This window comes from Neobacillus soli NBRC 102451 (assembly GCF_001591665.1).
In the GTDB taxonomy this organism is placed as follows: domain Bacteria; phylum Bacillota; class Bacilli; order Bacillales; family Cytobacillaceae; genus Neobacillus; species Neobacillus soli.
In genome coordinates this window covers 50,940-77,193 of record NZ_BCVI01000057.1, presented here as the reverse complement: position 1 = coordinate 77,193, position 26,254 = coordinate 50,940, and the positions used below count along the sequence as shown (strand labels likewise).

General features: G+C 38.2%; 18 protein-coding genes. 16 read left to right on the top strand and 2 right to left on the bottom strand.

Features of this window, described 5'->3' with window-relative positions:
- Nucleotides 1-158: 158 nt before the first annotated feature.
- The 14 genes from pcrB (at nt 159) to BSO02S_RS19575 (ending at nt 22,660) form a co-directional block, all read left to right on the top strand.
- A complete protein-coding gene (gene pcrB, locus BSO02S_RS19640; RefSeq protein ID WP_066071477.1) occupies nt 159-842 on the top strand; it encodes a heptaprenylglyceryl phosphate synthase in 684 nt (227 codons plus the stop codon).
- Nucleotides 843-911: 69 nt separating this feature from the next.
- A complete protein-coding gene (gene pcrA, locus BSO02S_RS19635; protein WP_066071475.1) occupies nt 912-3,176 on the top strand; it encodes a DNA helicase PcrA in 2,265 nt (754 codons plus the stop codon).
- A gap of 36 nt (nt 3,177-3,212) precedes the next feature.
- The gene (ligA, locus tag BSO02S_RS19630) at nt 3,213-5,219 is read left to right on the top strand and encodes an NAD-dependent DNA ligase LigA (RefSeq protein ID WP_066071472.1); all 2,007 of its coding nucleotides are present in this window, start codon (nt 3,213-3,215) and stop codon (nt 5,217-5,219) included.
- A gap of 17 nt (nt 5,220-5,236) precedes the next feature.
- Complete coding sequence (locus tag BSO02S_RS19625) at nt 5,237-6,394, top strand: CamS family sex pheromone protein (protein WP_066071469.1); 1,158 nt, start codon at nt 5,237-5,239, stop codon at nt 6,392-6,394.
- Between the two features lie 209 nt (nt 6,395-6,603).
- Nucleotides 6,604-8,151: an L-glutamate gamma-semialdehyde dehydrogenase gene (pruA, locus tag BSO02S_RS19620; protein ID WP_066071466.1), complete on the top strand. Its 1,548-nt coding sequence runs from the start codon at nt 6,604-6,606 to the stop codon at nt 8,149-8,151.
- 340 nt (nt 8,152-8,491) lie between these two features.
- Entirely contained in the window at nt 8,492-9,580 is a 1,089-nt protein-coding gene (locus tag BSO02S_RS19615) for a GntR family transcriptional regulator (protein WP_066071465.1), read from the top strand.
- Nucleotides 9,581-9,853: 273 nt separating this feature from the next.
- The gene (locus tag BSO02S_RS19610; protein WP_066071462.1) at nt 9,854-11,611 is read left to right on the top strand and encodes a glycoside hydrolase family 2 protein; all 1,758 of its coding nucleotides are present in this window, start codon (nt 9,854-9,856) and stop codon (nt 11,609-11,611) included.
- Between the two features lie 25 nt (nt 11,612-11,636).
- A complete protein-coding gene (locus BSO02S_RS19605) occupies nt 11,637-13,433 on the top strand; it encodes a glycoside hydrolase family 2 protein (protein WP_066071459.1) in 1,797 nt (598 codons plus the stop codon).
- 204 nt (nt 13,434-13,637) lie between these two features.
- Nucleotides 13,638-14,900 (top strand): extracellular solute-binding protein, encoded by a 1,263-nt coding sequence (locus tag BSO02S_RS19600; RefSeq protein ID WP_066071456.1) that lies wholly within the window; start codon nt 13,638-13,640, stop codon nt 14,898-14,900.
- 115 nt (nt 14,901-15,015) lie between these two features.
- Entirely contained in the window at nt 15,016-15,948 is a 933-nt protein-coding gene (locus tag BSO02S_RS19595; RefSeq protein ID WP_084375109.1) for a carbohydrate ABC transporter permease, read from the top strand.
- Nucleotides 15,949-15,951: 3 nt separating this feature from the next.
- On the top strand, nt 15,952-16,797 hold the full coding sequence (locus BSO02S_RS19590) for a carbohydrate ABC transporter permease (RefSeq protein WP_342352015.1): 846 nt from the start codon (nt 15,952-15,954) through the stop codon (nt 16,795-16,797).
- A gap of 36 nt (nt 16,798-16,833) precedes the next feature.
- Nucleotides 16,834-17,256, top strand: coding sequence for a hypothetical protein (locus BSO02S_RS19585; RefSeq protein WP_066071449.1), 423 nt, complete (start codon nt 16,834-16,836; stop codon nt 17,254-17,256).
- A gap of 180 nt (nt 17,257-17,436) precedes the next feature.
- Nucleotides 17,437-21,543, top strand: a complete 4,107-nt coding sequence (locus tag BSO02S_RS19580; protein WP_066071446.1) for a carbohydrate-binding protein — start codon at nt 17,437-17,439, stop codon at nt 21,541-21,543.
- 115 nt (nt 21,544-21,658) lie between these two features.
- Nucleotides 21,659-22,660: a glycoside hydrolase family 43 protein gene (locus BSO02S_RS19575; protein WP_084375108.1), complete on the top strand. Its 1,002-nt coding sequence runs from the start codon at nt 21,659-21,661 to the stop codon at nt 22,658-22,660.
- 148 nt (nt 22,661-22,808) lie between these two features.
- Here BSO02S_RS19575 and BSO02S_RS19570 read toward each other — a convergent pair whose 3' ends face one another.
- On the bottom strand, nt 22,809-23,543 hold the full coding sequence (locus tag BSO02S_RS19570) for a DUF8832 domain-containing protein (RefSeq protein WP_235846969.1): 735 nt from the start codon (nt 23,541-23,543) through the stop codon (nt 22,809-22,811).
- Between the two features lie 428 nt (nt 23,544-23,971).
- On the opposite strand from BSO02S_RS19570, the gene BSO02S_RS19565 reads away from it, so the two are divergent.
- Together BSO02S_RS19565 and BSO02S_RS19560 are read left to right on the top strand one after the other, a co-directional pair.
- On the top strand, nt 23,972-24,199 hold the full coding sequence (locus tag BSO02S_RS19565) for a hypothetical protein (protein WP_066071442.1): 228 nt from the start codon (nt 23,972-23,974) through the stop codon (nt 24,197-24,199).
- 20 nt (nt 24,200-24,219) lie between these two features.
- On the top strand, nt 24,220-25,206 hold the full coding sequence (locus tag BSO02S_RS19560) for a hypothetical protein (protein ID WP_066071438.1): 987 nt from the start codon (nt 24,220-24,222) through the stop codon (nt 25,204-25,206).
- Nucleotides 25,207-25,301: 95 nt separating this feature from the next.
- Here BSO02S_RS19560 and BSO02S_RS19555 read toward each other — a convergent pair whose 3' ends face one another.
- Nucleotides 25,302-26,180, bottom strand: coding sequence for an alpha/beta fold hydrolase (locus BSO02S_RS19555; protein ID WP_066071436.1), 879 nt, complete (start codon nt 26,178-26,180; stop codon nt 25,302-25,304).
- Nucleotides 26,181-26,254: the final 74 nt, after the last annotated feature.

Here is a 26,254-nt window from a genome sequence, read left to right as displayed (position 1 = left end):
CTTAGGCGCTGCAGTTAGATAGTAATAAAACCGAAGAGACAATCTTCGGTTTTTCCTTTTGGTTAACATTTCTAAAATATGAATGACTGTTTTCTTTTTTTATCGAATCAGCAAATGCTATAATGGTGGAATGGATAGACGAATGGGAGGACCCTTGGATGTATGATTTTCGCGAGTGGCGGCATGTGTTTAAACTCGACCCCAATAAAGAAATTACAGATGAACGATTGGAAAAAATCTGCGAGTCGGGAACGGATGCGGTTATCGTAGGTGGAACAGATGGTGTGACCCTTGAAAAAGTCCTTGAATTAATGGCTAAAATTCGCCGCTATACCGTACCATGTGTCCTTGAAGTTTCAAGTATCGACACCGTGACACCAGGATTTGACCTTTATTTTATTCCGACGGTCATGAATAGTCATGATCCAAACTGGATTACAGGACTTCACCATCAAGCCGTAAAGGAATTTGGAGAAATCATGGATTGGGAAGAAATCGCGATGGAGGGCTACTGCATCTTGAACGAGGAGTGCAAAGCTGCTAAGCTGACGAAAGCCAATGCGGCGGTAACGAACGAGGATGTTTTGGCCTATGCGATGATGGCTGAAAAGATGTTTAAGCTGCCAATCTTTTATTTAGAATATAGCGGTAAATATGGAAATGTCGACTTGGTTGCAGATGTGAAAAGGGTCCTTGAAAAAACAACCCTTTTTTACGGCGGCGGAATATCAACTCCCCTACAAGCAGCAGAAATGGCTCAGCATGCCGATGTAATTGTCGTCGGGAATGCTATTTATGAAAACTTTGAACAAGCCTTGGAAACGGTAAGAAGCGTTCGGTAGAATTTGCAAGCGAACGGGATTAACGTTAAAATAAAAGTAAGAACAAATGTTTGTAATGGTGGTGGGAAAATGCAATATTTAACAGATAAATTATTAAATGGGCTGAACCCAGAACAACAAAATGCGGTTAAAACGACAGACGGCCCGCTTTTATTAATGGCAGGTGCCGGAAGCGGCAAGACCAGGGTGCTAACACACCGAATTGGTTATTTAATCGTCGAAAAGCGTGTGAATCCCTATAATATTTTGGCAATCACATTTACCAATAAAGCGGCACGCGAGATGCGCGAACGGATTAAGAAAATGATGGGCGGGGCTGCGGAGGAAATTTGGATTTCCACGTTTCACTCGATGTGTGTAAGAATTTTACGCAGGGATATCGACCGGATTGGCTTTAATCGTAATTTTACGATTCTTGATTCAACCGACCAGCTCTCCGTGGTTAAAGGTATTCTTAAGGAAAAAAATATTGACCCAAAGAAGTTTGATCCACGGGCAATCCAAGGTTCGATCAGCTCGGCAAAAAATGAATTAATCGAACCAGAAGAATATAAGAAAACAGCGGGCGGGTATTTTGAATCGGTGGTAGCTGATGTGTTCGAGGAATACCAGAAGCGCTTACGCAAAAATCAGGCCTTAGATTTTGATGACCTGATTATGATGACGATTCAATTATTTAAACGTGTTCCGGAAGTGCTGGAATATTATCAGCGCAAGTTTCAATACATTCATGTTGATGAGTACCAGGATACGAACAAAGCGCAATATATGCTAGTGAAATTCCTTGCGGCTCGTTTCAAAAATCTATGCGTGGTCGGGGATTCTGACCAATCCATTTATCGATGGAGAGGCGCTGACATTGCCAATATCCTTTCGTTCGAAAAAGACTACCCGAATGCATCCGTTATTTTACTAGAGCAAAACTACCGATCGACAAAGAGAATTCTGCTGGCGGCAAATAAGGTCATTGAAAACAATATGAACCGGAAGGCGAAAAATCTTTGGACGGAAAATGCTGAAGGAAATAAACTCGTTTATTACCGTGCCGATAGTGAGCAGGGAGAAGCACAATTCGTTGCGGGAAAAATAAAAGAAGTAACCCGAGACGGCAGCCGCAAGCTTTCAGACATTGCGATTCTATATCGGACCAATGCCCAGTCCCGTGTCATGGAGGAAGTACTGCTTAAATCGAATATCGAATACTCGATTGTCGGCGGTACGAAGTTCTATGACAGGAAAGAAATTAAGGACATGCTTGCCTATTTACGCTTGATTTCAAATCCGGACGATGACATCAGCTTACAGCGTGTCATCAATGTCCCGAAACGCGGTATTGGATCAACCTCAGTCGATAAAATGGCTGATTTTGCCGGTATGCATGATTTATCCCTTTACCAGGCACTTGATTCTGTTGAATTAATTGGGTTAAGTCCGAAAATCACAAAATCAACGCGTGAATTCCGCGATTTAATCAGAAATTATACCAATATGCAAGAGTTTCTATCTGTAACAGAGCTAGTTGAAGAAGTACTTGAAAAGACAGGTTACCGTGAAATGCTTAAAGCAGAGAAGTCGCTTGAGGCACAAAGCCGTCTCGAAAACCTTGAGGAATTATTATCTGTGACAAAAAGCTTTGAAGAATCAAGCGAAGATAAGAGTCTTGTTGCCTTTTTAACGGACTTGGCATTGGTAGCTGACATTGATTCGCTCGATGATGATGGCGAAAAGGCCGACTCGATTACCCTGATGACCTTGCACTCAGCAAAAGGCCTGGAATTCCCGGTTGTCTTCTTGATTGGAATGGAAGAAGGCGTCTTCCCGCATAGTCGTTCCTTAATGGAAGAGGTTGAAATGGAAGAAGAACGGCGCCTTGCCTATGTAGGGATTACCAGGGCAGAGCAAAGCTTATTTTTAACCAATGCGCAAATGAGAACATTGTACGGAAGAACCAATATGAACCCGGCATCCCGTTTTATTAGTGAAATACCGGAAGACCTTATAGAGGGTGTTGAACCTGAGCAAAGAATGAATACGCCGTTTGGGTCAACGGGAAGATCATTTGGTTCCGCAGGGGGCTCGTTTGGATCCCCAAGATCGTCATTTGGCACACCGGCTACGGCAAGAAAACCAGTCATGCGCCCAGTTTCAGCAGCTTCCGGCGGCGAAGATGTCGGTTGGAAAGTCGGCGATAAAGCACAGCACGGAAAATGGGGAATTGGAACAGTCGTCAGCGTAAAGGGCCAAGGCGAAGGAATCGAGCTGGATATTGCTTTTCCAAGTCCTGTTGGGATCAAACGCCTGCTGGCAAAATTTGCACCGATTAAAAAAGCATAACTAAATGGAGATTTCCTTTGTGAAAGGGCTGGGTATATGGACCTTCAAAATGCTGAACAGAGAATCACTGAGATTAGAAGCATGTTAAATCATTATGGCTATGAATATTATGTTTTAGATAAACCATCCGTACCAGATGCCGAATATGACAAGTTAATGCAGGAGCTGTTGGAGCTTGAGGAGATGTTTCCAGCCTTAAAAACAGCGGATTCCCCTTCTGTAAGGGTAGGCGGTGCCGTCATTGATTTATTTGTAAAGGTTGAGCACCGGACACCGATGCTTAGTCTGGGCAATGCTTTTAACGAACAAGATTTAAGGGAGTTTGACCGCCGTATCCGTCAGGCAGTGGGTGAAGAATTTTCCTATGTATGCGAGTTGAAAATTGACGGCCTGGCTGTTTCGCTGCGCTATGAAGACGGTCTTTTCGTCCAAGGGGCTACACGAGGGGATGGAACGATTGGGGAAGATATTACCGCTAATTTAAAAACAATCAAATCGATCCCGCTTCGGTTACGTGAAAATGCAACGCTTGAGGTCCGCGGTGAGGCCTACATGCCAAAGCGTTCATTTGAAGCGTTGAATAAGAAGAGGGAAGAACGAGGCGAAGAGCTGTTTGCCAACCCTAGAAATGCGGCGGCTGGGTCACTAAGACAGCTGGATCCGAAAATTGCTGCTTCAAGAAGGCTTGATGTATTTTTATACGGGATTGGCAATACGGGCGAAAGTGGAGTCGCAGCTCACAGTGAAGGTCTCGATTATTTGGACCGGCTTGGCTTTAAAACCAATCAAGAGCGAAGAAAATGTGCCACGATAGAAGAAGCCATTGCCTTTGTCAATGGCTGGGTCGAAAGGCGTCCGCATCTTCCCTACGAGATTGATGGGATTGTTATCAAGCTGGATTCCCTTACGCAACAGGCTGAACTCGGAACCACGGCGAAAAGTCCACGCTGGGCAATTGCCTATAAGTTTCCGGCAGAAGAAGTGGTCACCACTCTCCTAGATATCGAATTAAGTGTCGGCAGAACAGGTGTGATCACTCCAACGGCGATTCTTGAACCCGTCAAAGTAGCGGGTTCAACCGTCCAGCGCGCTTCTTTGCATAACGAAGATTTAATCCGTGAAAAGGATATCAAGCTGGGAGACAAGGTCGTCGTCAAAAAAGCAGGCGATATTATTCCGGAAGTAGTCAATGTTTTGGCAGATCAACGGACAGGGAATGAAATGGATTTCCACATGCCAACTCATTGTCCTGAGTGCGAAAGTGAACTCGTCCGTCTGGAAGGGGAAGTAGCGTTACGCTGCATTAATCCGAAATGTCCCGCGCAGATTCGCGAAGGCTTGATTCATTTTGTATCAAGGGTTGCCATGAATATTGATGGTCTTGGGGAAAAGGTAATTAGTCAGCTTTTTGCAGAAAAGTTGATTGCTGATGTTGCGGATATTTATAAGCTGACAGGTGAACAGCTTTTAGCTCTGGAAAGAATGGGTGAGAAATCGGCGGCTAACCTTTTAAAGGCGATTGAGGTTTCGAAGGACAATTCCCTCGAAAAGCTTTTATTTGGTCTGGGGATTCGCCATGTTGGTGCGAAAGCTGCTAAAACGCTGGCACAGGAATTTGGAACAATGGCTAAACTGGCAACAGCTACAAACGATGACTTAATCGCGATTAATGAAATCGGTGCTAAAATGGCCGATTCCATCGTGGCCTTTTTTGAAAAGGATGAAGCGAAGGAGCTAATTAATGAATTGGCCGCTGCCGGGGTCAATATGGAATATAAAGGCGCAAAGCCAGTGTCCGTGGAAGATTCCGATTCAATTTTTGCTGGAAAAACGGTTGTTCTAACCGGGAAGTTAGAGCAGTTATCCAGAAATGAAGCGAAAGAAAAGATTGAGGCACTTGGCGGAAATGTGGCCGGCAGCGTTAGTAAGAAAACACATCTTGTCATTGCAGGCGTTGAAGCGGGTTCAAAGCTAGCCAAGGCACAAGAACTAGGGATTGAAGTATGGGACGAGGAGAAGCTCCTAGAAGAAATAAATAAATAAATAAGAGGTGTATCGACGTGAGAAAACTCTCATTGCTCGCTCTCTCCCTCGTCTTTTTGCTGAGTGCCTGCGCACCAAACTTTCAAAAGCAAAATGAAGTGGTTCAAACGAAGGAGAAAGTGAAAGGGAAGGCGATTATTCCCAAGTACAATATCTCGAATAGCTATTATCGGACGATTTTGCCATTTGAGCCGGGGGAAGCCCGCGGGTTAGTCGTCAATAATATCAATACAAGATATGATTTAAACGAGTTTGAAATGGGCTTAATGAGAATTGCTCAGAATTCCTTTGACACCGACAAATATTTGTTCCGTGAAGGGAAGGAAATCAAAGAAAAGACGGTAAGACAGTGGTTGAACCGCAAGTATACAAAAGAGCAGCTTAAAGAAAACAAATTAAATGAGTCCGATAATATTGGATTAAACCCAGTTGATACTGGAAAGGGCGGTGAACCAAGCACCCCGATTTATTTAGCCCATCTTTTGGAACACGATTATTTACTGAAAGATGATAAGGGCACTGTAAAACTCGGGGGTGTTACGATTGGCCTGGCCTTAAATTCTGTCTACTACTATAAATTACAAAAAGACGGGGATACCCTTGAGAAAAAAATTCCTTTTGCAGAAATCCAAAGGGAAGGGAAGAATATCGCGGCTGAAGTGGTTAAACGGATGCGGGCTATCAAAGACTTAAATGATATCCCGATTACCATTGCATTGTTTGAGCAGGAGAGTAAATCTTCCGTGGTTCCTGGCAACTTCATTGCTTACGCAACGGCTGACAAAGGCAGTTCTTCATTAAGTAATTGGGAAAAGACAGATGAAAAATACTTTCTATTCCCTTCAACGGATGCTAAGGATAAGCACCGAGCGGATGTTACCGATTTTTTAAACTTTAAGCAAGATGTCGAAGAGTATTTTCCCAACTTTAGTGGGGTAATTGGCAGGGCTTTTTATATTGGGGATCAGCTCCAGGATTTGAATATCACCATTCCAATCCAATTCTATGGCAAGACAGAAGGAATTGGTTTTACGCAATATGTGACAGGCTTGGTGATGGAGCGCTTTCCAAAGTTCCTTCCGGTTTCGGTAAGTGTTACCTCTGTTGATGGACCTGAAGCACTGATTGTCAAAAAGGCAAATGAAACTGAGCCTTTCGTTTATATTTATCAATAAGACCCGGCCGTAGTGTCTGGTCTTTTTTGCCGATTGGAAAGTATAACTTTCCAATCAGGCATAAGGGCAACTACGCCTCATGAACCCCCCTAACGGGCTCGCCAATCGGCGAGTTTTCTTTACAATTCTTAAATCATTGCGGCTCAGAAAAGAATCATGATAGAATGGACAGTGGATGTAAACGTTTTATTACATAGGAGGGTTAAAGAATGGTACAACCTTATAAGCACGAACCATTTACAGATTTTTCGATTGAAGAAAACCGCCAAGCCTATCTAAAGGCGTTAGAAACCGTTGAAGGCTATTTAGGTCAGGACTACGATCTAGTCATCGGCGGCGAAAAGATTACAACAGAAGATAAAATTGTTTCCTATAATCCAGCTAATACCGCACAAGTTATTGGCCGTGTTTCTAAAGCGAGTAAAGAACTTGCTGAAAAAGCAATGCAGGCAGCTGTCGAAGCATTTAAAACATGGAAAAAAACTAAGCCCGAAGTTCGCGCGGATGTGCTATTTAAAGCAGCAACGATGATTCGTCGCCGTAAAAGCGAGTTCTCTGCCCTTTTAACAAAAGAAGCAGGTAAATCATGGAGAGAAGCAGATGTGGAAGTGGCAGAAGGAATCGATTTCCTTGAATATTATGGCCGCCAAATGTTAAGTTTGAAAAATGGCGTACCCGTTAATAGCCGTCCAGACGAATATAACCGTTATGACTATATTCCACTTGGAGTAGGGATTATCATTTCACCATGGAACTTCCCGTTCGCTATCATGGCAGGTACAACGGTAGCAGCCATTGTTTCTGGTAATACAGTTCTACTAAAGCCAGCTTCAACCACACCGATTGTTGCGGCTAAATTTGTTGAAGTAATGGAAGCAGCAGGTCTGCCAAAAGGCGTATTAAACTTCGTACCAGGAAACGGCTCCGAAGTGGGCGACTATTTAGTTGACCACAAAGATACTCGTTTCGTTAGCTTCACAGGTTCACGTGAAGTCGGACTTCGCATTTTCGAACGTTCTTCTAAATTGAACGAAGGCCAAGTTTGGATGAAGCGTTTAATTGCTGAAATGGGCGGAAAAGATACCATCGTTGTTGACAGTGAAGCCGATCTTGAGCTTGCAGCACAATCCATCATGGCATCATCATTCGGATTCTCCGGACAAAAATGTTCTGCATGTTCCCGTGCGGTAATTGTGGAAGATGTTTATGATCAAGTATTGAACCGTGTTGTTGAATTAACGAATCAATTAGTGATTGGGGATCCAGTAGACAATTCCAATTACACGGGGCCAGTTATTGATAACAACGCCTTCAAAAAAATCATGGAATACATTGAAATTGGCAAGCAAGAAGGTAAGCTAATGGCTGGCGGAGAAGGCGATAACTCTAAAGGTTATTTCATCAAACCAACAATCATTGCAGATCTTGCTCCAAAAGCGCGTATTATGCAGGAAGAAATTTTTGGCCCAGTAGTCGGTTTTACAAAAGCGAAAAATTTTGATGAAGCTATCGAAATTGCTAACAATACCGAGTATGGTTTGACAGGTGCAGTTATCACCACAAATCGTGCCCACATGGAACAAGCACGTGAAGACTTCCATGTTGGTAACCTTTACTTCAACCGTGGCTGTACAGGCGCGATTGTTGGTTATCAGCCATTTGGCGGCTTCAACATGTCCGGAACCGACTCCAAAGCAGGCGGGCCTGACTACTTACTACTTCACATGCAAGCGAAGACAACTTCAGAGATGTATTAATTCAATCCTCAAACCCCCTTCTCGATCTTAGGGGGGTCTGAACTCTTTCTAGTAGTATAAAGCCTTCATTCCAAAAGGGATGAAGGCTTTATCTATCTTAACTATCTCCTTCTGTGGAAACCTGCCTCTTAAATCATCAATCCCTAACAAGTGTTAAAGGAACAAAATTTGCTAGGTGATAACTATAATTATTCATAAAAATGCTGAAGATAAAAGATTCAAGTCTCTAGATATTTCTTGACGGAATTAAACTTTAATTTGAATAAAAGGTAGAATTATATATTAGGCGTTAGTATACTTAATATAAGTTAGAATATTATTGAGTTAAGGGTGAGCTAAGATAAAAAATGAGCCTCTATACCAACAAATTAAAAATAAAATTAAAGAGCAAATTCAATCTGGTAAGCTTCGAGTAGGTGACCGTGTTCCCTCTGAAAAAGAGTTAACTGCAGAATTTCATGTTAGTCAGATTACGACTAAAAATGCACTTGCTGGTCTTGCCGAAGAAGGGATAGTTGAAAGGATTAAAGGGAAGGGAACTTTTGTTTGTGAGAGTAACCTAACAACTCCAATCAAACAACCGAATAAATCGAAAGGATTAATTGGATTTATTCTTCCAAGTATGAAAACGAAAATTGACCAAGAGTTTGTTAATTATATTGAAAAATATGTTTCAAAGAATGGACATAATCTTATAATTAAGATCACAAGAGAGTCTCAATTTGAAGAAGCAAATGCTATAGAGATGTTTCGAAAAATGAAAGTGAGCGGAATGATTATTTTTCCTACAGAAAAAGAAACGTATAATGATGCTGTGCTAAGACTTTCTTTGGATAAATTCCCATTTGTATTAATTGACAGGTATATGGAGAATATTTTAACTTATAGTGTGACCTCTGAGAATGAGCTTGGAACTTGCGAAGCTATCACACACTTATTAAATAAAGGACATAAAAATATTGGGCTTGTATCTCCAATCATGACAAATACAGTAACTGACGAGAGGTCTAAAGGATTTGAAAATGCCTTTTTAAAAAGGAAAACGACAATTAATAAGAATCTATGGCTGACATTGGGTTTTAATGAAATATCACCCAATAAAACACCAAAGCTAATTAAAGAATTTCTATTGAGTAAACCTGAAATAACAGCTGTATTTACAATGAATGCTGAATTAGCGCTTTATACTCATTTAGCCATTAGTTCTCTAAAGAAAGAAACATGCCGGGAGATTGAATTACTAACCTTTGATCCACCAGGTATACCAGGTGTTTCGTTTATAAAGCAAGACATTGCTGAATGCAGTAAAAAGACAGTTGATCTCCTCTTAGAACAAATTGAGGGAAAATATGAGCCGAAAAGAATGTATGTACCTGTTACGCTTAAATTGAGTGAAGAGGTGGAATTGGCAGAAACAATATTAACGTAGATTATGCGGCTCTTATGAAATTAATTTCGTTCAATGTAGGTATCCAGTTTCAAAATATGGGTAAAACCCAAACATAGACATGATCTCTGTCTTAGTTTGGGTTTTATTTTTTTATGTACATTTTAAATTAACTATTTGGTAAAGTATATTTTATACTAAATTTAGTATATGAATGTTATATAACTTAATATAAAATTTACTTGTAAGCACTTTCAAGTAACAAAACACTTTGATTATTTAATAATTAGTAGCTATTTAAAGGAGATATATTGAATGACAGTAGAAAATATACCAAGAAAAGAATATCCAAGGCCGCAATTTGAAAGGGCAGAATGGTTGAATTTAAATGGGGAGTGGAATTTTAAATTTGATAAAGAGAACAAAGGTGAACAGGAAAAATGGTACAAAGAAACAAAATTTGATAAAAAAATTATGGTGCCTTTTACATATGAAACAAAAGCTAGCGGTATTGGAGAGGAAGGATTTTGTCCTAATGTCTGGTATCAAAAAAGCATAACAATTCCTAGTGAATATGAAAATAGGGAGATTATACTCCACTTCCAAGCAGCTGATTATAAAACAAAGTTATGGGTGAACGGCGCATTTGTTGGTGAAAGAAAGGGTGGGCAAATAGCTCTTTCCTTTAATATAACTGATTATTTAGATGGGACAAATGTATTAAATATTGTAGTGAAAAACGAAGATAGTCAAAGCTGCTACCAGCCAAGAGGAAAACAGAGATGGTTAGATCAAAATTATGAATGCTGGTATGTTCAAACAACAGGGATTTGGCAAACTGTATGGCTTGAGTTTTTAAATAAAACACATGTTCAAGCGGTCAAAATAACACCAGATATAGATACTGAATCGGTTGAGTTTTCATATGAAATTTCAGGCGACCTTAATCAGACCCTTCTGTTAAAAACATCCATATTGTTTGAAGGTCAGCTGATTCAATCATTCGATCAAACCATAAGCCGTTCGAATCAAACAGTTACAACAAATATTGCAAGTGATTTTCATCATTGGAGAGTTGTTCGTTGGAGTCCACAATCCCCCAACTTGTATGATATAGAATTTACATTATTTAAGAATGGTGAAGTAGTAGATTATGTGAAGTCGTACTTTGGGATGAGGAAAATCTCAATAGAAAACGGGAATGTATTGCTTAATAATATTCCTCTCTACCAAAAACTTATTTTAGATCAGGGCTATTGGCAAGAGTCGCATTTAACACCACCTTCAGAAGAAGCGATTATTGAGGATATTGATCGAACATTAGAGATGGGCTTCAACGGAGTAAGAAAGCATATGAAAGTGGAAGATCAGCGATATCTTTATTGGGCAGATAAAAAAGGTCTACTCGTTTGGTCGGAAATGGCTGCTACCTATGAATTTTCAGATGAGGCGGTTCAAAATTTTACAGAGGAATGGATAGAGGTTGTTAAACAGCATTATAATCATCCATGCATCATTACATGGACACCGTTTAATGAGTCCTGGGGTGTGAAAAATATATATACAGATCATAAACAACAAAAGTTTACAGAGGGGATTTATCATCTTACAAAAGCGTTGGATAGTATGCGTCCAGTTATTGTAAACGATGGCTGGGAGCACACGATTTCAGACATTATTTCCTTACATGATTATGTAGAATATGGTGATGAATTTTTAAATCGATATATAGATAAAGAAAAAGTGGTGAATAACGATATAGCATTTAATAAATTTAAGCATGCTATGGCACAAGGCTATCAATATAAAGGACAGCCTATCATTATAAGTGAATATGGGGGTATTGCATTCAATTCTGATAAAGGCTGGGGCTATGGGAATCAGGTAAAGAGTGAAGATGACTTCTTACATCGTTATGAATCTATTACTCAAGCAATTAAAAATACTTCATATATTAGTGGATTTTGCTATACACAACTTAGCGATGTGCAGCAAGAGGTTAATGGTTTACTAAAAGAAGATAGGGAACCAAAAGTAGATGTTAACAAAATTAGAGCAATTAACAATAAATAAATATTCACAGTAAAAGGAGAAGGTTATGACATTACGACAGGAATACCCTCGCCCACAATTAAAAAGAAGTGACTGGTATAATTTAAATGGTGAATGGGATTTTGAATTTGATGATCAGAATATAGGATTAGAAGGAAAATGGTTTGAAAAAAAGAGGGAATTCAAACAAAGAATAAATGTCCCCTTTGCATATCAATCAAAGCTTAGCGGGATAAACGATTCTACCTTTCATGATTGGGTCTGGTATCGTCGCCAATTCGACATTCCTGATTCAATGGCTGGCAAGCAAATTATTATGCACTTTGGTGCAGTAGACTATCGGGCAATGGTCTTCATAAACGGAAATTTCGCAGGTACTCATGAAGGTGGACATACACCATTCTCATTTGATATAACTAATTATTTGAAAAATGGAACGCAATCAGTTGTTGTAAGAGCTGAAGACCCTTCTAGTGAGGAAACGATTCCTCGAGGAAAGCAATCTTGGATTGAAAAGTCGACCGGGATTTGGTATACACGGACTACTGGTATTTGGCAGACAGTATGGTTGGAGGCAGTAAACAAAACTCATATAAATAAGGTGAAATTCACGCCAGATATTGACAATGGTGATATTATCATTGATTTTGAACTATCAGGTGACTATGTGAATAAAATTCTTGAAATTGAGATTACCTTTAAAGGCGAACATGTAGCAAACGATACCGTAAAAATTCATGAAGGTTTTTTCAGAAGAGCTATTAATCTCTATAATAGGAAAATATTTCGAACTGGGTTCCATCATAATGGTTGGAACTGGACACCAGAAAGTCCAAATTTATTCGATGTAAAGATTCGTGTGGGAGAACAAAATCATATACTAGATGAAATTACATCTTACTTTGGAATGAGAAAAATTCATACTGAAAATGGGATGGTCTATCTAAACAATAAGCCGTATTATCAAAAACTAGTACTTGATCAGGGGTACTGGCCAGAAGGTTTATTAACTGCTCCAACAGAGGAAGATTTAAAGAAAGATATCGAATTATCAAAGGAAATGGGATTTAACGGATGTAGAAAACATCAAAAGGTTGAAGATCCACTATTTCTTTATTGGGCGGATCAATTAGGTTTCCTTGTTTGGGGAGAATGTGCTTCTTCTCCTTCGTATAGTGAAGAAGCGGTTGCACGTCTGACAAATGAATGGATAGAAATCATTAATCGTGACTACAATCATCCATGTATTGTAACTTGGGTTCCTTTGAATGAAAGCTGGGGAGTTCCTCTCATTTGTAATAATGAACAACAAAAGCACCACTCGGCAGCGATGTATCATTTAATCCATTCTCTTGACACAACAAGGCTAGTTATTTCTAATGATGGATGGGAATTAACAAAGACTGATATATGTGCTATTCATAATTATAACCATGGACGAAAAGATGAAGTTGAAAAATACAATGAGTTTCGAAATTCAGTATTAAATAAAGAAAACTTACTTAAATCTAGACCAGCAGGGCGAAGGATTTACACAAAAGGATTCGATCACTCCGATGAGCCCATTTTGCTAACAGAGTTTGGTGGAATCGGGTATAAAGTCGGAGATGAAAGTGGATGGGGTTATACTTCCGTTTCGAATGAGGAAGATTATATAGCCGATTATGAACGAGTCCTGAAAGCAATCTTTGATTCCCATTCATTACATGGATTTTGTTATACACAGTTAACAGATGTAGAGCAGGAAATTAACGGTATACTAACTTACGATCGAATCCCAAAATGTGATTTAAAAAGGATCCGGGAAATTAACGATATGTGGCATGTCGATGTTGTCAGTTAGCTTATTTTTTCTTCATTGATAATAGGTAAGTATGATCCAACTTGATTGAAAATTATAAATATTCAATCAAGTTGGTTTTATATAAAAATAATATCTATTTAAACGTGTTCTATCTATTAATTAACTCGGAAGGAAGAAGGGGGGGCAGGATACAAGCTGAAAGGATTTGTAGTTATATTATAAAAAAAATCAGGGGGAAATTAAATGAAGAGAAAAGCGGTATTAATGTTCTCTATACTTTTTGCGATTATGATGGCTTTATCAGGCTGTAGTTCATCTAGCTCAAGTTCTTCAGGTTCAGCTAAAAACGAAATTCTATATTGGAATCCGTTTACAGGACCTGATGGCGAAAATATGAAACAAATCGTTAATGAATATAATAAGACAAATCCAAAATTCAAAATAAAGAATGTTTCAATGGTTGCGGATGATATGTATAAAAAGATCCCAACAGTAGTGAACTCAGGAAAAGGTATTCCTGATCTAACAATTGTACATGCTGAGAGAATTAAACAGTTTGTTGGCAATGACTTATTAACAACTTATGATGATAAATTGGCTGATTATCCTGAAATTAAAGCAGAAAACTATGTACCAGCAGGATGGGATATAGGTGAAATTAATGGTAGTAGATATAGTGTTCCATTAGATGTACACAGTTTTGTTATGTATTACAATAAAGATTTACTAGAAAAATATGCACCAAATGCACTCGATGATAACGTTATAACATTTGATGAAATTAAAGAAGCTGGAGAAATGTCTAAAAAGGACAAAATCACAGGTGTTGGAATAACTTGGACCCGACCAATCTTTTTATCCATTTACAATCAACTTGGTGGAGATATTACTAGTGACGGTGAGACACCAACACTTAATACTCCAGAAGCTAAGGAAGCACTTGAATTATTAAAAGGTTTAATTGATAACAAGATTGCTAACAAGGATGGAGAAGACCCTGGTCAGTTATTCAAATCCGGTAAAGCAATCTTTTATCCAGAAGGTATATGGATGCAAAATAGCTTAAAAGATTCGAAAAAGTTAAATTGGGGATTAACAAACTTTCCTCAGATTTCACCTGATAAAATTGTAAACTGGACTTCCTCTCATCAATTCGTTATGTTTAAGGACGAAAATCGATCTAAAGAGAAGACAAAAGGAATAACGGATTTCCTTGATTTTGTCAGAGAGAACTCACTTCCATGGGCTAAAGCTGGCCAAAACCCTGCTTCATTAGTGACATTGGAAAATCCGGAGTACCAAGATTTACCACAATCATTTTTAGTCAAAGATCCTGAATTGCAAAAGTCTCTTAAAATATTTGATTACAAATATAATGGCTTTGTAGCCGAAGAAATTGATAAATTAGTCGGTGATGCCATTTATGGGAAATTAGATATTACCAAAGGACTAAAAGCGGCTCAAAAAGCAGTTGAGGATAAAATAGCATCAAATAATAAAAAATAAGATTGCTGAAAATTGGCTTGGTAAAATTGGTATTAGGGGAATTATAGAGAAATCCTTTTTAATCGATAAGGATTTCTCTCTCTATTCGATAACTAAAGAATAGGAGTTTAAAATTATGATAAATACTGGAGTGAACAAGGAATTAAATATGTCTGCAGTAATAGAGAAAAATTCGGGTAAAAAACGTTTTAACCTTTCTCCGTATCTTTACATCGGGCCACATCTAATTTTATTTGCTATTTTTTTTCTTTTTCCCACTTTATATGGTATTTATATTTCATTTACCAACTGGGATTTAATAGGAGATCCGGAGTTTGTAGGATTGGCTAATTATAAAGAAATTTTGTTTAATCATGAGTCTACATTCTACGATCAATTACACAATGGATTGGGGAATACATTTAAATTTGTGCTTTTTACAGTTCCAGCTTGTATTATTGTTCCTTTACTTTTAGCGGCAGGCCTAAATACTAGACCAAAGGGATTGAAGTTTTTTCAGGCATTATTTTACATGCCAACCTTGTTCTCAGTTTCTGCAGTAATGATTGTATTTTCTATGCTTTTTAGTGTTTCCTTTGGACCAATCAATCATTTTCTAAATGTTGAAACTAACTGGTTATCTACGCAGCCATACGCTTGGATTACATTAGTTGTAGTTACTATTTGGTGGTCAATCGGTGCAAATATGATTATTTATCAGGCTGCTCTTAACGGTATTTCAAGAGATTTATATGAAGCTGCCTCTATAGATGGAGCAAGTAGTATTCAAAAGTTTTTTAGAATCACTCTTCCTAGCATAAGAGCTCAAATTTTATATACAGTTGTTATTACGACAATCGCCCAATTTAATGTATATGGGCAGCCACTCATGTTAACAAAAGGTGGACCAACAAGCTCGACTTCAGTATTGTTAATGTACATTCAACAGAACGCCTTTGGTTCAGGCATTTCCATTGCAGGTATAGGGTCAGCCATGGCTGTTATCCTGGGTTTATGTATTATGGTCGTTTCTGCCATTCAATTCTTCTTTTTAAGACAACGCGATTAGGAGGTGTTTATCTTGGGTAAAAAAAGAGTTACAAAATTTGTTTCATTAATCTTTTTACTATTCATGGCAATTATATGGATTGTTCCTTTATTGTATACAGTGACTTCTTCATTCAAAAGTGAAGATGATATCCAATCAAGTGCTTTTACAATTCTGCCAATTCATTGGGTTATTGGAAATTATCAGGATGTGCTTTTTGAAAACACAAGTGCACCTGTGGCAAAATGGTTTATGAACTCGCTCATCATATCGGTATCACAAACGGTATTAGTTTTAGCAATTGTTTCATTAGCTGGTTTTGGTTACTCAAGAATGAAATTTAAGGGAAGAAACGCGATCTTTCTCTTTTTAATGGCAACAATGATGTTTCCAGCAGTTGTGAATCTGATTCCACTCTATAAAATTATTGATAGTTTAGGATGGGTAAATAATTATTTAGCAGCAATTGTTCCTGGAACAGCTGGAGTATTTAATATCTTTCTCGTAAGACAGTTTATGCAAGGGATTCCCAAGGATTTTGACGAATCTGCCAGGGTGGATGGTGCTTCTGATTTTCAAATATTCTCTAAGTTGATATTGCCACTAATAAGACCCGTCTTGACGGTTGTAGCGTTGTTCACATTTACTGCCTCATGGAATGACTTCTTATGGCCATCCATTGTATTTAATGATGTAGAAAAGATGCCAATTACCCCAGGATTACAATTACTTCAGGGGATGTATGCACTTGATGTTGCGCATGCTTTAACGGGAGCACTGGTAGCCATTGTTCCAACATTTATCCTTTATTTATTCACACAAAAATACTTTATGGAATCACTTTCCTTGTCATCTGGGGTTAAGGGATAATAAAAACAAATTCTTCCTGTTAAGGAGGTAGGATTAATGGTGAATAGAAAGTTAGAGAGAAGATTAGTTATGGTCGGTTCTATATGGCAAATTGTTTCAGGCCTTCTAACAATTTTTGTATATGCTTCTTATATAAAAAATAAAGGATTAAATTCTTCATATAACACTCTAGCAAAACTTGAGGCTGCACAATCCATTTTTGGTAGTTTGTATATGTTTTCAGTTTCCTTTGGAATGCTATTCGTTATTCTAGGAATCTTAAACTTAGTTTTAGCGAAAACATTGAGAGATCATAAAACTGAAGTTAAAAAACCTATCTGGTTTATTCTTTTAGGGTTCTCATCTTATTTAGTAATGGATATTTTAGGATCTTTAATGTTTCTATCTGCAGGAATTTTAGCCTTAGCTAAAAACAAATCAATATCAAAGATGGTAAACTATCAGTTGCAAAATCAATAATATATACCCAAAGGAAAGTTTTGCTGCCAACATTTCCTTTGGGTATAGGTGATTTATTTTATCTCAATTTTTCCGAATATTACGTTAGTTTATTGCGAATAAAAGTGGAGCATCTATTTTAAACAGCCATTAAGTGAGGAATAAAATAAGGAGGAGATTTTTCTGAAAAAGCTTATCTCTATGGTAATTGCGACCAGTTTGTTCATGTCCATCCCATTATCAGCATTAGCCTACAGTAACCCCTTTAAATTATCAGATTCTTGGAAATGGGATACAGGAGTGTTTTATGGAGAAGGAGATCCCTATATTTTAAAACACAATGGTATTTATTATCTTTATGTTAGTACGGTGGATGATAAAAGTGGAGTAAAAGCGTGGAAGTCAGAGGATTTAGTTAATTGGGAGTACGGTGGATTAGTAACGAAGGAACCAACAACCAAGGCTGCCTATGCACCTGAGGTTGTTTATTGGAATGGTGATTTTTATATGTACACATCACCTGGGGGACATGGGCATTATGTGTACAAAAGCTCAAATCCATTAGGTCCTTTTGTGAAGCAAACCGATAACCTTGGCATGGGAATTGATGGACACGTGTTCATTGATGATGATGGAAAATGGTATTTCTACAGTACAGGAGATAAAAGAATTGATGCGCGTCCAATGACAGATCCCTATACCTTTGGTCAGGTATCAAATACTGGTGCAGAAATGAATGGCTGGACGGAAGGACCAACCGTTTTGAAAAGAAATAATAAATATTATATGACCTATACAGGAAATCACGTTTGGAACAAGGCGTATCGTGTTGACTATGCAAGCAGTGATAGTCCAATTTCTGGCTTTTCTCAACTGCTTGCACAAAATCCAATTTTACTAAATTCAGAAGGACCGAATGTAGGACTAGGGCATAATTCTATTGTTCGAGGGCCAGACCTTGACTCTGAGTATATGGTGTACCACAGTCATGCAAATCCAGGAAGATATATGAATCTAGACCGAATCGCTTGGAATGGTGAAAAAATGCTCGTTCTTGGTCCAACTACTACAGAACAGCCTAACCCGGACTTACCTGATTTTAGTGAGCGGTTCACCCAATCATCGCTTGATAAGAATTGGGAAAATATAAATGGGGGAAGCTGGGGTATTGCTTCGGATATGTCAGGGTGGCTTCAACAAACGACAATCGATAATACCAATCCATTTAAACAATTGACAAAGGCATCCACTGCCTCAGACTACACTGCAGAATTCAATATGAAAGCTATTGAACAAGGATCGAAAGGTAATCCGCAATTAGGTGCTGTTTTCTCTTATAAGGATGAAAATAACTACGGCTTAGCGGTATTAAGTCCCAAGAAAAATCAATTAGAAACCTTTTTTATTGTAAATGGAGTAAAACAAGGCACAGAAGCAACGGATTTACCAGTAGGGTATGATTATTCGAAGCTTCACCAAATACGAGTAGAAAAGTCTTCTTCAGCCTTTAAGATTTTTGTAGATGGAATGCAAAAGCAAACTCGTGTAATTGCTGGGCTGAATGGAGGGAAAATTGGATATACAACATCTAATTTTCATGCTGCATTTGCCTACACTGCATTTAGCAATAAAGTAAACGGAAGCAATGTATTCAATGCTTACAAACCTTTACCAGGAAAGATCGAGGCCGTTCATTATAATACAGGCGGTGAAGGAGCAGGTTTTCATGATACAACTGTAGAGAATACCGGTGATCTATATAGAAGAGATACTGTTGATATTAAAGTGAATTCTGAAGGTGGAAATAACGTAAGCTTAAATAAACCGGGTGAATGGTTCAACTACAATGTCAATGTTGCAGAAGATGCTGCTTACAATGTAGACCTAAGAGTATCAGCATCAAGTGATGATGCACAAGTAAAGTTAGTGTTGGATGACTCGACTGATTTGACTGGTGTATTAAATATTCCGAAAACAGATGAGTGGAAAACATTTTCGATTGAGGGTATTGATTTACCAAAAGGCAAGCATACTTTAAAAATAGTCGTTGAGGATGGAACGTTTGATTTAGCTAATATGAATTTCCAAAAAAATAAAGAAGTAATTCAAATGTCCTCCAATTTCAATGATGGAAAAAGTGAAGGCTGGGAGGAAATAGAAGGATATTGGACGGTTAAAACAAATAAACCTAGCTCTTTTGATGCACACAAACCTATATCTGGTTCAATTGGTGCTGCCTACTATATAACTGGCGGTGAAGGGGTGGCCTATCATGAAACAACAGCTAAAAATATAGGCGGAGTATTAAGAGGAGATGCTGTCGATATCCGTAACAATCCAAAAGGCGGTACTGCTGTTGGATGGAATCAAACAGGAGAATGGTTTAAATACAATGTATCCATAAAAGAAAAAGGTCTTTATAATGTTCAACTAAATGCGGCAACAACATTTAAATCGGCAAAAGTTCGTTTATGGTTAGATGACGAGACCGATTTAACCGGTGTGTTGGATGTTCCTAACACAGGTGATTGGAATAATTGGCAGCCTGTTAGGAAAGAAGGAATAACATTGCCGGAGGGTGACCATACGATTAAGGTTGAGATAGTAGAAGGAGAATTTGATTTTACTAGTCTTGATTTTACGTCGTTTGATATTCATAAACCGGTTCCTGGAATCATTGAAGCCGCAGATTACAATCTTGGTGGTGAAGGTGCAGGTTACCACGATAATACTGCAGGGAATAGTGGCGGAAAATACCGAGACGATTCTGTAGATATCCGAGTGAATTCAGAAGGTGGTTACGCTGTTACTTCCAATCAACCAGATGAATGGCTGGCATATGACGTAAACATCGAGGAAGAAGGAGCATATGGTTTAGATATACTTACATCTGCAACCCAAGATGGCGGAAAAGTAAAGCTCCTTTTAGATGATAAAACTGATTTAACAGGAGAAATAGACATACCAAATACAGGTGATCGGGATAACTGGAAAAACACTTCTTTAAAGGACATTTCATTACCAGCTGGAAAACACACATTAAAGCTAGTAACCCTACAAGGAGAATTTGATATTTCTAGATTTACACTTCACAGGTTTGACAATCATAAGAAGCTGCCAGGAAAAATAATGGCGGCTGACTATATTACAGGTGGAGAAGGTATTGGTTATCATGATCAGTCTCCTGAAAATATTGGTGGTCAATATAGGAGAGATTCTGTAGATATTCGCTTAAATCCAGAGGGCGGTTATAATGTTGGCTGGAATCAAGCAGGAGAATGGTTAAAATACAATGTCGATATTGAAAAAGAGGATAAGTATCAAGTAGATATACGAGTTGCAACGGATTTAGAAGGAAGTCAAATTAGGCTTTGGCTTGATGATACTGTTGATTTAACAGGTATCATAGATGTGCAAAAAACAGGAGGCTGGGATAACTGGGAAAGTGTCATTAAAGAAAATGTCTCTTTACCCGCTGGCAAACATACGATTAAGGCGGAAATGGTAAAGGGTGAATTTGACTTTAGAAGTATTAATTTTACTTTAGATAAGGGGGAAGGACCACCGGCAACTGAAGGAGAATATTCTGCAGCACCAGGTACCTTTGCGAAATCTGTAATCGGAGATAGTAAATGGAAGGATTATACAGTTGAAGCTGATATTAATATTGGCGCCGGGACAGGTGACGGTGGTTTAATTTTTAGAGTAAATAATCCAGCCAATGGCATTGAACTCAATCAAAATAATCCCGATTTTATGCAAGGTTATCTAGCATATATCAATAAAGATGGTGTTCATTTAGGGAAATTTAATTATAATTGGTCGTACTTAAAAGGTGCAAAAATCAGTGCTCCCCTAAATACATGGCAGCATATGAAAGTTGTTGCAAAAGGAACCAATATAAAGATATTTGTTGGAGATATGGAAACGCCTAAAATAGATTTTACAGACAACAGCAGCACAGCATTTACACAGGGAAAAGTAGGACTCAGATCAAACTATAATTTTACGAGATTTGATAATTTTCATGTGAAACCAATAGAAACAAGTCACAAAACAATTATGAAATTGCTTGATAAATACAATGTTTCTGGAGAAATAAATCACAGTTTATATAAACAATTAAGCAATAAACTAGAACAGTCACAACATCATATGGAAAAAGGCCATATTGAACAATCCTTAAAACATCTAAATGATTTTCAAGAATTTCTTGATAAAGCAAATGGAGATCATGTATCTAAACGTGCAAAGGAAGAATTATTGTCAGATGTAGATAGATTACTAAGGGAATTAAAAAGATTATAAAATTTCAACAAAAAAGTAAATCGTCTACCTTTTTTAAAAAATGAGTAGCGTTTTGTCCTTAACGATAAAATCAAGTCAAAGATAGTCGTTATAATCCAATATGGTGGTGCTAATAATGGAAACACAAACCCACAACATCATTACGAGTCAAAATAATGAAATGTTTATGAATCCCCTGCTTGAAAGTGGTCCAGATCCTTATATTTATAAACATACAGACGGCTACTATTATTTAACCATTACTTTATCTAATCATATAGCAATTTGGAAGAGTCGGACCATAACGGGAATTTCGACAACAGAGAAAAAAATAATATGGTCACCTCCAGCAGAAGGTCCATATAGCCACAATATTTGGGCACCTGAAATACACTATATTAACGGAAAATGGTTCATTTATTTTACTGCCAATGATGGTGGTGGAGATGACACTCGGCATATCTTTGTCCTTGAAAATTCTTCACCCAATCCATTGCTGGGCAAGTGGCATTTCAGGGGTGTGGTGAATACCGAGCATCCTGGTTTAGATGGAACCGTTCTTCAGCATAAGAATGAATTATATTTTCTATACTCAGGATATGGATATTTTCCGGATTATGGATCAGCACTTTACATTGCAAAAATGGAAAACCCGTGGACACTAAATGGTGAAAACATATTAATATCGGCTCCGTCGGATGAATGGGAGAAACAAGGTGGAATGGCAATAAATGAAGGTCCTATAATTCTAAAACGGAACGGTAAAGTTTTTCTGGTTTTTTCTGCAAGTGCAACATGGTCTGATGACTATTGCTTAGGGATGCTTACAGCATGTGAAACGGCTAATCTTCTTGATCCTGATTCTTGGGCAAAGCATCCAGGACCAGTTTTCTCGAAAAGTGTAAAAAACCGAGTATTTTCCCCTGGGCATAATAGCTTTACTCAATCCCCAGACGGAACTGAGGACTGGATCGTCTACCATGCATTTTCGTTTTCGGAGACTGAAGGGGACCATGGTCTGGGAAGGCTTCGGAATCCAAGGGTTCAAAAAATCAATTGGAAACCAGATGGTACCCCTAATTTTGGTACTCCACTACCAGCCTATACACCGACGGTCAAACCTTCTGGAGAAGTGTAGACTTTATGTTTAAAAGCAGGAGGGGGTTCCCCTAACTGTCTAACCCACACGGACAAATATTCGCAAAGGGTGTCAGGCACCGACTTCAAGAAATGTATTAATTTATGCATTCAAAAACCCCTATTCAACTGTAGTAGGGGTTTTTTGCTTATTTATTCGGTACATCTATGACAAAGGGAACGGTCAATACCTTACCCTGGTGTTTAAACTGACCCCAAACTTTATAAATTCCGGGTTCAGGGAAGATGGTCATAAAGATAATATTCGGGCCATTCCCGGCGGTTTCCATCGGGTGGATGTGCAGGTATTTTTCGGCATCAGCACTCATGGCAACCGTATGGCCCATTGCCCCTAAATAGGGCTGCAGATTGTTGATGGGCTGATTCGTTTTTGCCTCTTTAATTGTAAATGTCATATGCAGGGTCTTATTTGCCGCAAGTTGACTAAACGAGAGGGAAACCTTTTTTCCATCCACCACTTTGGTCAATTCTTTATCAGGAACGAGAGGTTCTTCCTTAGCCGGCTCTCCCTCAATATGAACCCAGTGACTTTCTATACTGCTATCCCCACCGCCCTTTGGGGTCACATCAGCAATAATTTTATAATCCCCTCCGGCTGGGAAGGTAGTCGTAATGTCAAATTCCCCTTTTCCTTTATATGTTGGGTGAATATGTGAAAAATAAGCTAAATCCTTACTCACAATAAATAAGTGCATCTTTTTCTCATGAACCGTTTGAAATGATTCGATTGGTTTATCGGATTTATCCTTAATAAGAATGGAGATTGGCGTTTTTGCACCTGCTTGTGGATGCTCCGCCATTTTCCAAACTGATTTCGTCGGCACGACATCAGTCGGTGTCGCACTCATTTGATGATCCATCATCGATTTCGGGACTTTTATCGAATTACAGGCAGATAGTAGGACAGTGGAGAGAAGAAAAATTACAATGATTAATTGTTTCAGAAGTCATTCCCCTTTCAATCAAAAACAGTATTTCCGGTTTCCTTTTATGTTTTAGCTTGTTGGTTCCCTTAAATTTTATGCAATTTACAGAGGGTATGTAAAGAAGTAAGCCTTACATTGAATGAAAAGGATGGAAAAATGATGGAAGTAGTATTTTAAAAAAATTGTCACCTTTCTAGGTTCATTCGTTTATAATAGAGATTAGAGTTTTTTTGCCTATTAAATCCAGTTGGTGAAAATTATGTAATGGGTTTAATTTTAGGTCCTTCAAAGAATCATAATATAAAGGAAACCAAAAGTGAAACGTCTTAACATTAATAAAAAGCAATCCATGGAGGGATTGATCCTTGATACCGTTATATTTATTCCACGTTACAGCAGTAGCGCACAGTGAAAATTTACTTTGGACATTTTTAATTTGTAACGTTTTTGTTGTCACTTCTGGAATTATCTTTATGTACAAATTATTCACACAAAAAGATGCCCGTATTATGGGAATAGCATTTGGAATTGCGTTGGCCGTTAATTATATCCTAATCGCCATATTTGGCGATATATTTGATTTACTGGGATAGCTAGAGAGGGGATGATATCATTGAAATATTATCGTTTATGGGTACTTGCCTTTTTGTTAAAATTTATTGGGTCTGCCTGGGATGCTTCGTATCATTTTAAGTATTTGTTTGAGGAATATTCAATTCCCCATATTGTTAATACGCTTGGTTTTGCCCTAGGTGCGGTTTTGTTATTTCAAGAGTGGCGGCGTAAACAGTATATGGAACGATTTTCAAGAAATCTAATCACAATCGGTTATGTGCTATTCCTAATTGGAATTCCGTTAGACTTTACCTACCATATCGCCTATGGGATTGATTTAACAACCTGGAGTCCAACCCATTTTATTTACTATATTGCAACGGACATTATGATTTTTGGAGTCTGGCGCGGCTATTTCCTCTATACCCGGGAGACAAAGCCGACCTGGAAGTCGATGCATACATGGTTTGCAATGTTCCTGCTCGAATGCTTCATGTTCCCAAATATGCAACAGGAAAACGGAGCGATTTCCTATAATCAGTACATTCATGGGAAATCGATTGCCTCAAAAGAAATTTTGGACCTAATCTCAGATCCTGCCTCACAAATTTTTGGAGGCATTCCAGAATGGGTTTATCCAATCTATTCCGTGCTGTTTATCGGGTTACTAACGGTGCTAATCATTCGAATTTGCCGCGATGTTACGATTCCTGTCACGGCAACGCTTCTTTATATCCTGTTACGTTTTGTTGGTAAAGGCATTTTCTCAGCGGTCGGTTATCCAACGTCCTATGTTCCGATTACGCTTTTATTAATTCCACTAGCCTTTTTATTGTTTAGAAAAACTAAATGGCTGGCTGGGCTTGTGGGAAGCATGGCTTACTTCCTTGCCTTGTTTGCGATACACAAGTCCGGGATTCTGATCACACCGCCATTGGTAATGTGGGAGCTCGTGCCTGTAGCAATAGTTGGTGTTCTTGTCCCGGTGGTTAATGGACTGGTAAAGCCAATCACTCAACAAAATAAAGATAAACAGACTGCGTGACGAAAAGAGGGTGTCCAAATGACACCCTCTTCTAACATTTATTTGGGGCAATGTATTTTTAACAGGCATGTCTTTTACTGCCTTCTCCACCGGGATTAGTAATGCAATCTAAGAAAGTCCATAACTATTTGATTAATTTCCCCTAAAAAGTCTTCATCGGGAAAATGCCCCATATCGAAAACTTCATAGTTCGTTAGGTTGGGGATGATTTCCTTTGCCGCTTTGTAAATTCTTTTCTCTGGAAAAAAAACGTCCTTATGACCAGTGATAACCATCGTCGGCGAGGTGTAGTTTTCTAATTCCCTTTTTTTAGTTAATTTCGGCATTTTCTGTTCAAGTTTGACATATTTAAAAATACTAGCAAGGATTTCCTTATCTAGTTCTTTCATACTAGAATCAGACATTATATCTGCAATTTTATTAATTTGCTCCCTTGAATCATTGATTTTATAAATTAGTAAAGGAACAAGAATTTTCCTAATCATTTCTAATTTAGAACCAAGTTGAATTCCAGCAGGTGATATTAAAATGGAACAAGCAATTTTTTCTGGGGAAAAGGCCGCCAACCTTAGGATGATTCCAGCACCGTAAGAAGGTCCTACAAAGGCCGATTTATCAACATAGAAATGCTTCATTAATTCAGAAATCCAGCATGCAAAACTCTCATCCTTCGCAGAAATTCGATTCTCGTCACTAAACCCAGGATGTCCAATCGTGTCTGGTGCATATATTCGGTAGTTTTCAAAAAGGGGCTTGAACCACGATAATGTCATCGGATTAATACAATTTCCACCTTGAAAAATAAAGATTGGCTTTCCTTCCTTTGGTCCCATTACTAATACATGCGTCTTCCCGTAGGAAGTTTCCACAAAAGTTCTTTCAATAGTAACCTCTAGTTCTTCTAAATATTTTTCATAGAAACCAAGAATAGCCTGTTTTCCTTCTTCGTTTTTATAAATGGTATGTTTCGTCATTTAACACCTCAAACGTGTTAGATTATTCCAATTTATCTAATTATCTATGCTGTTACGCTTTATGACAATAATGT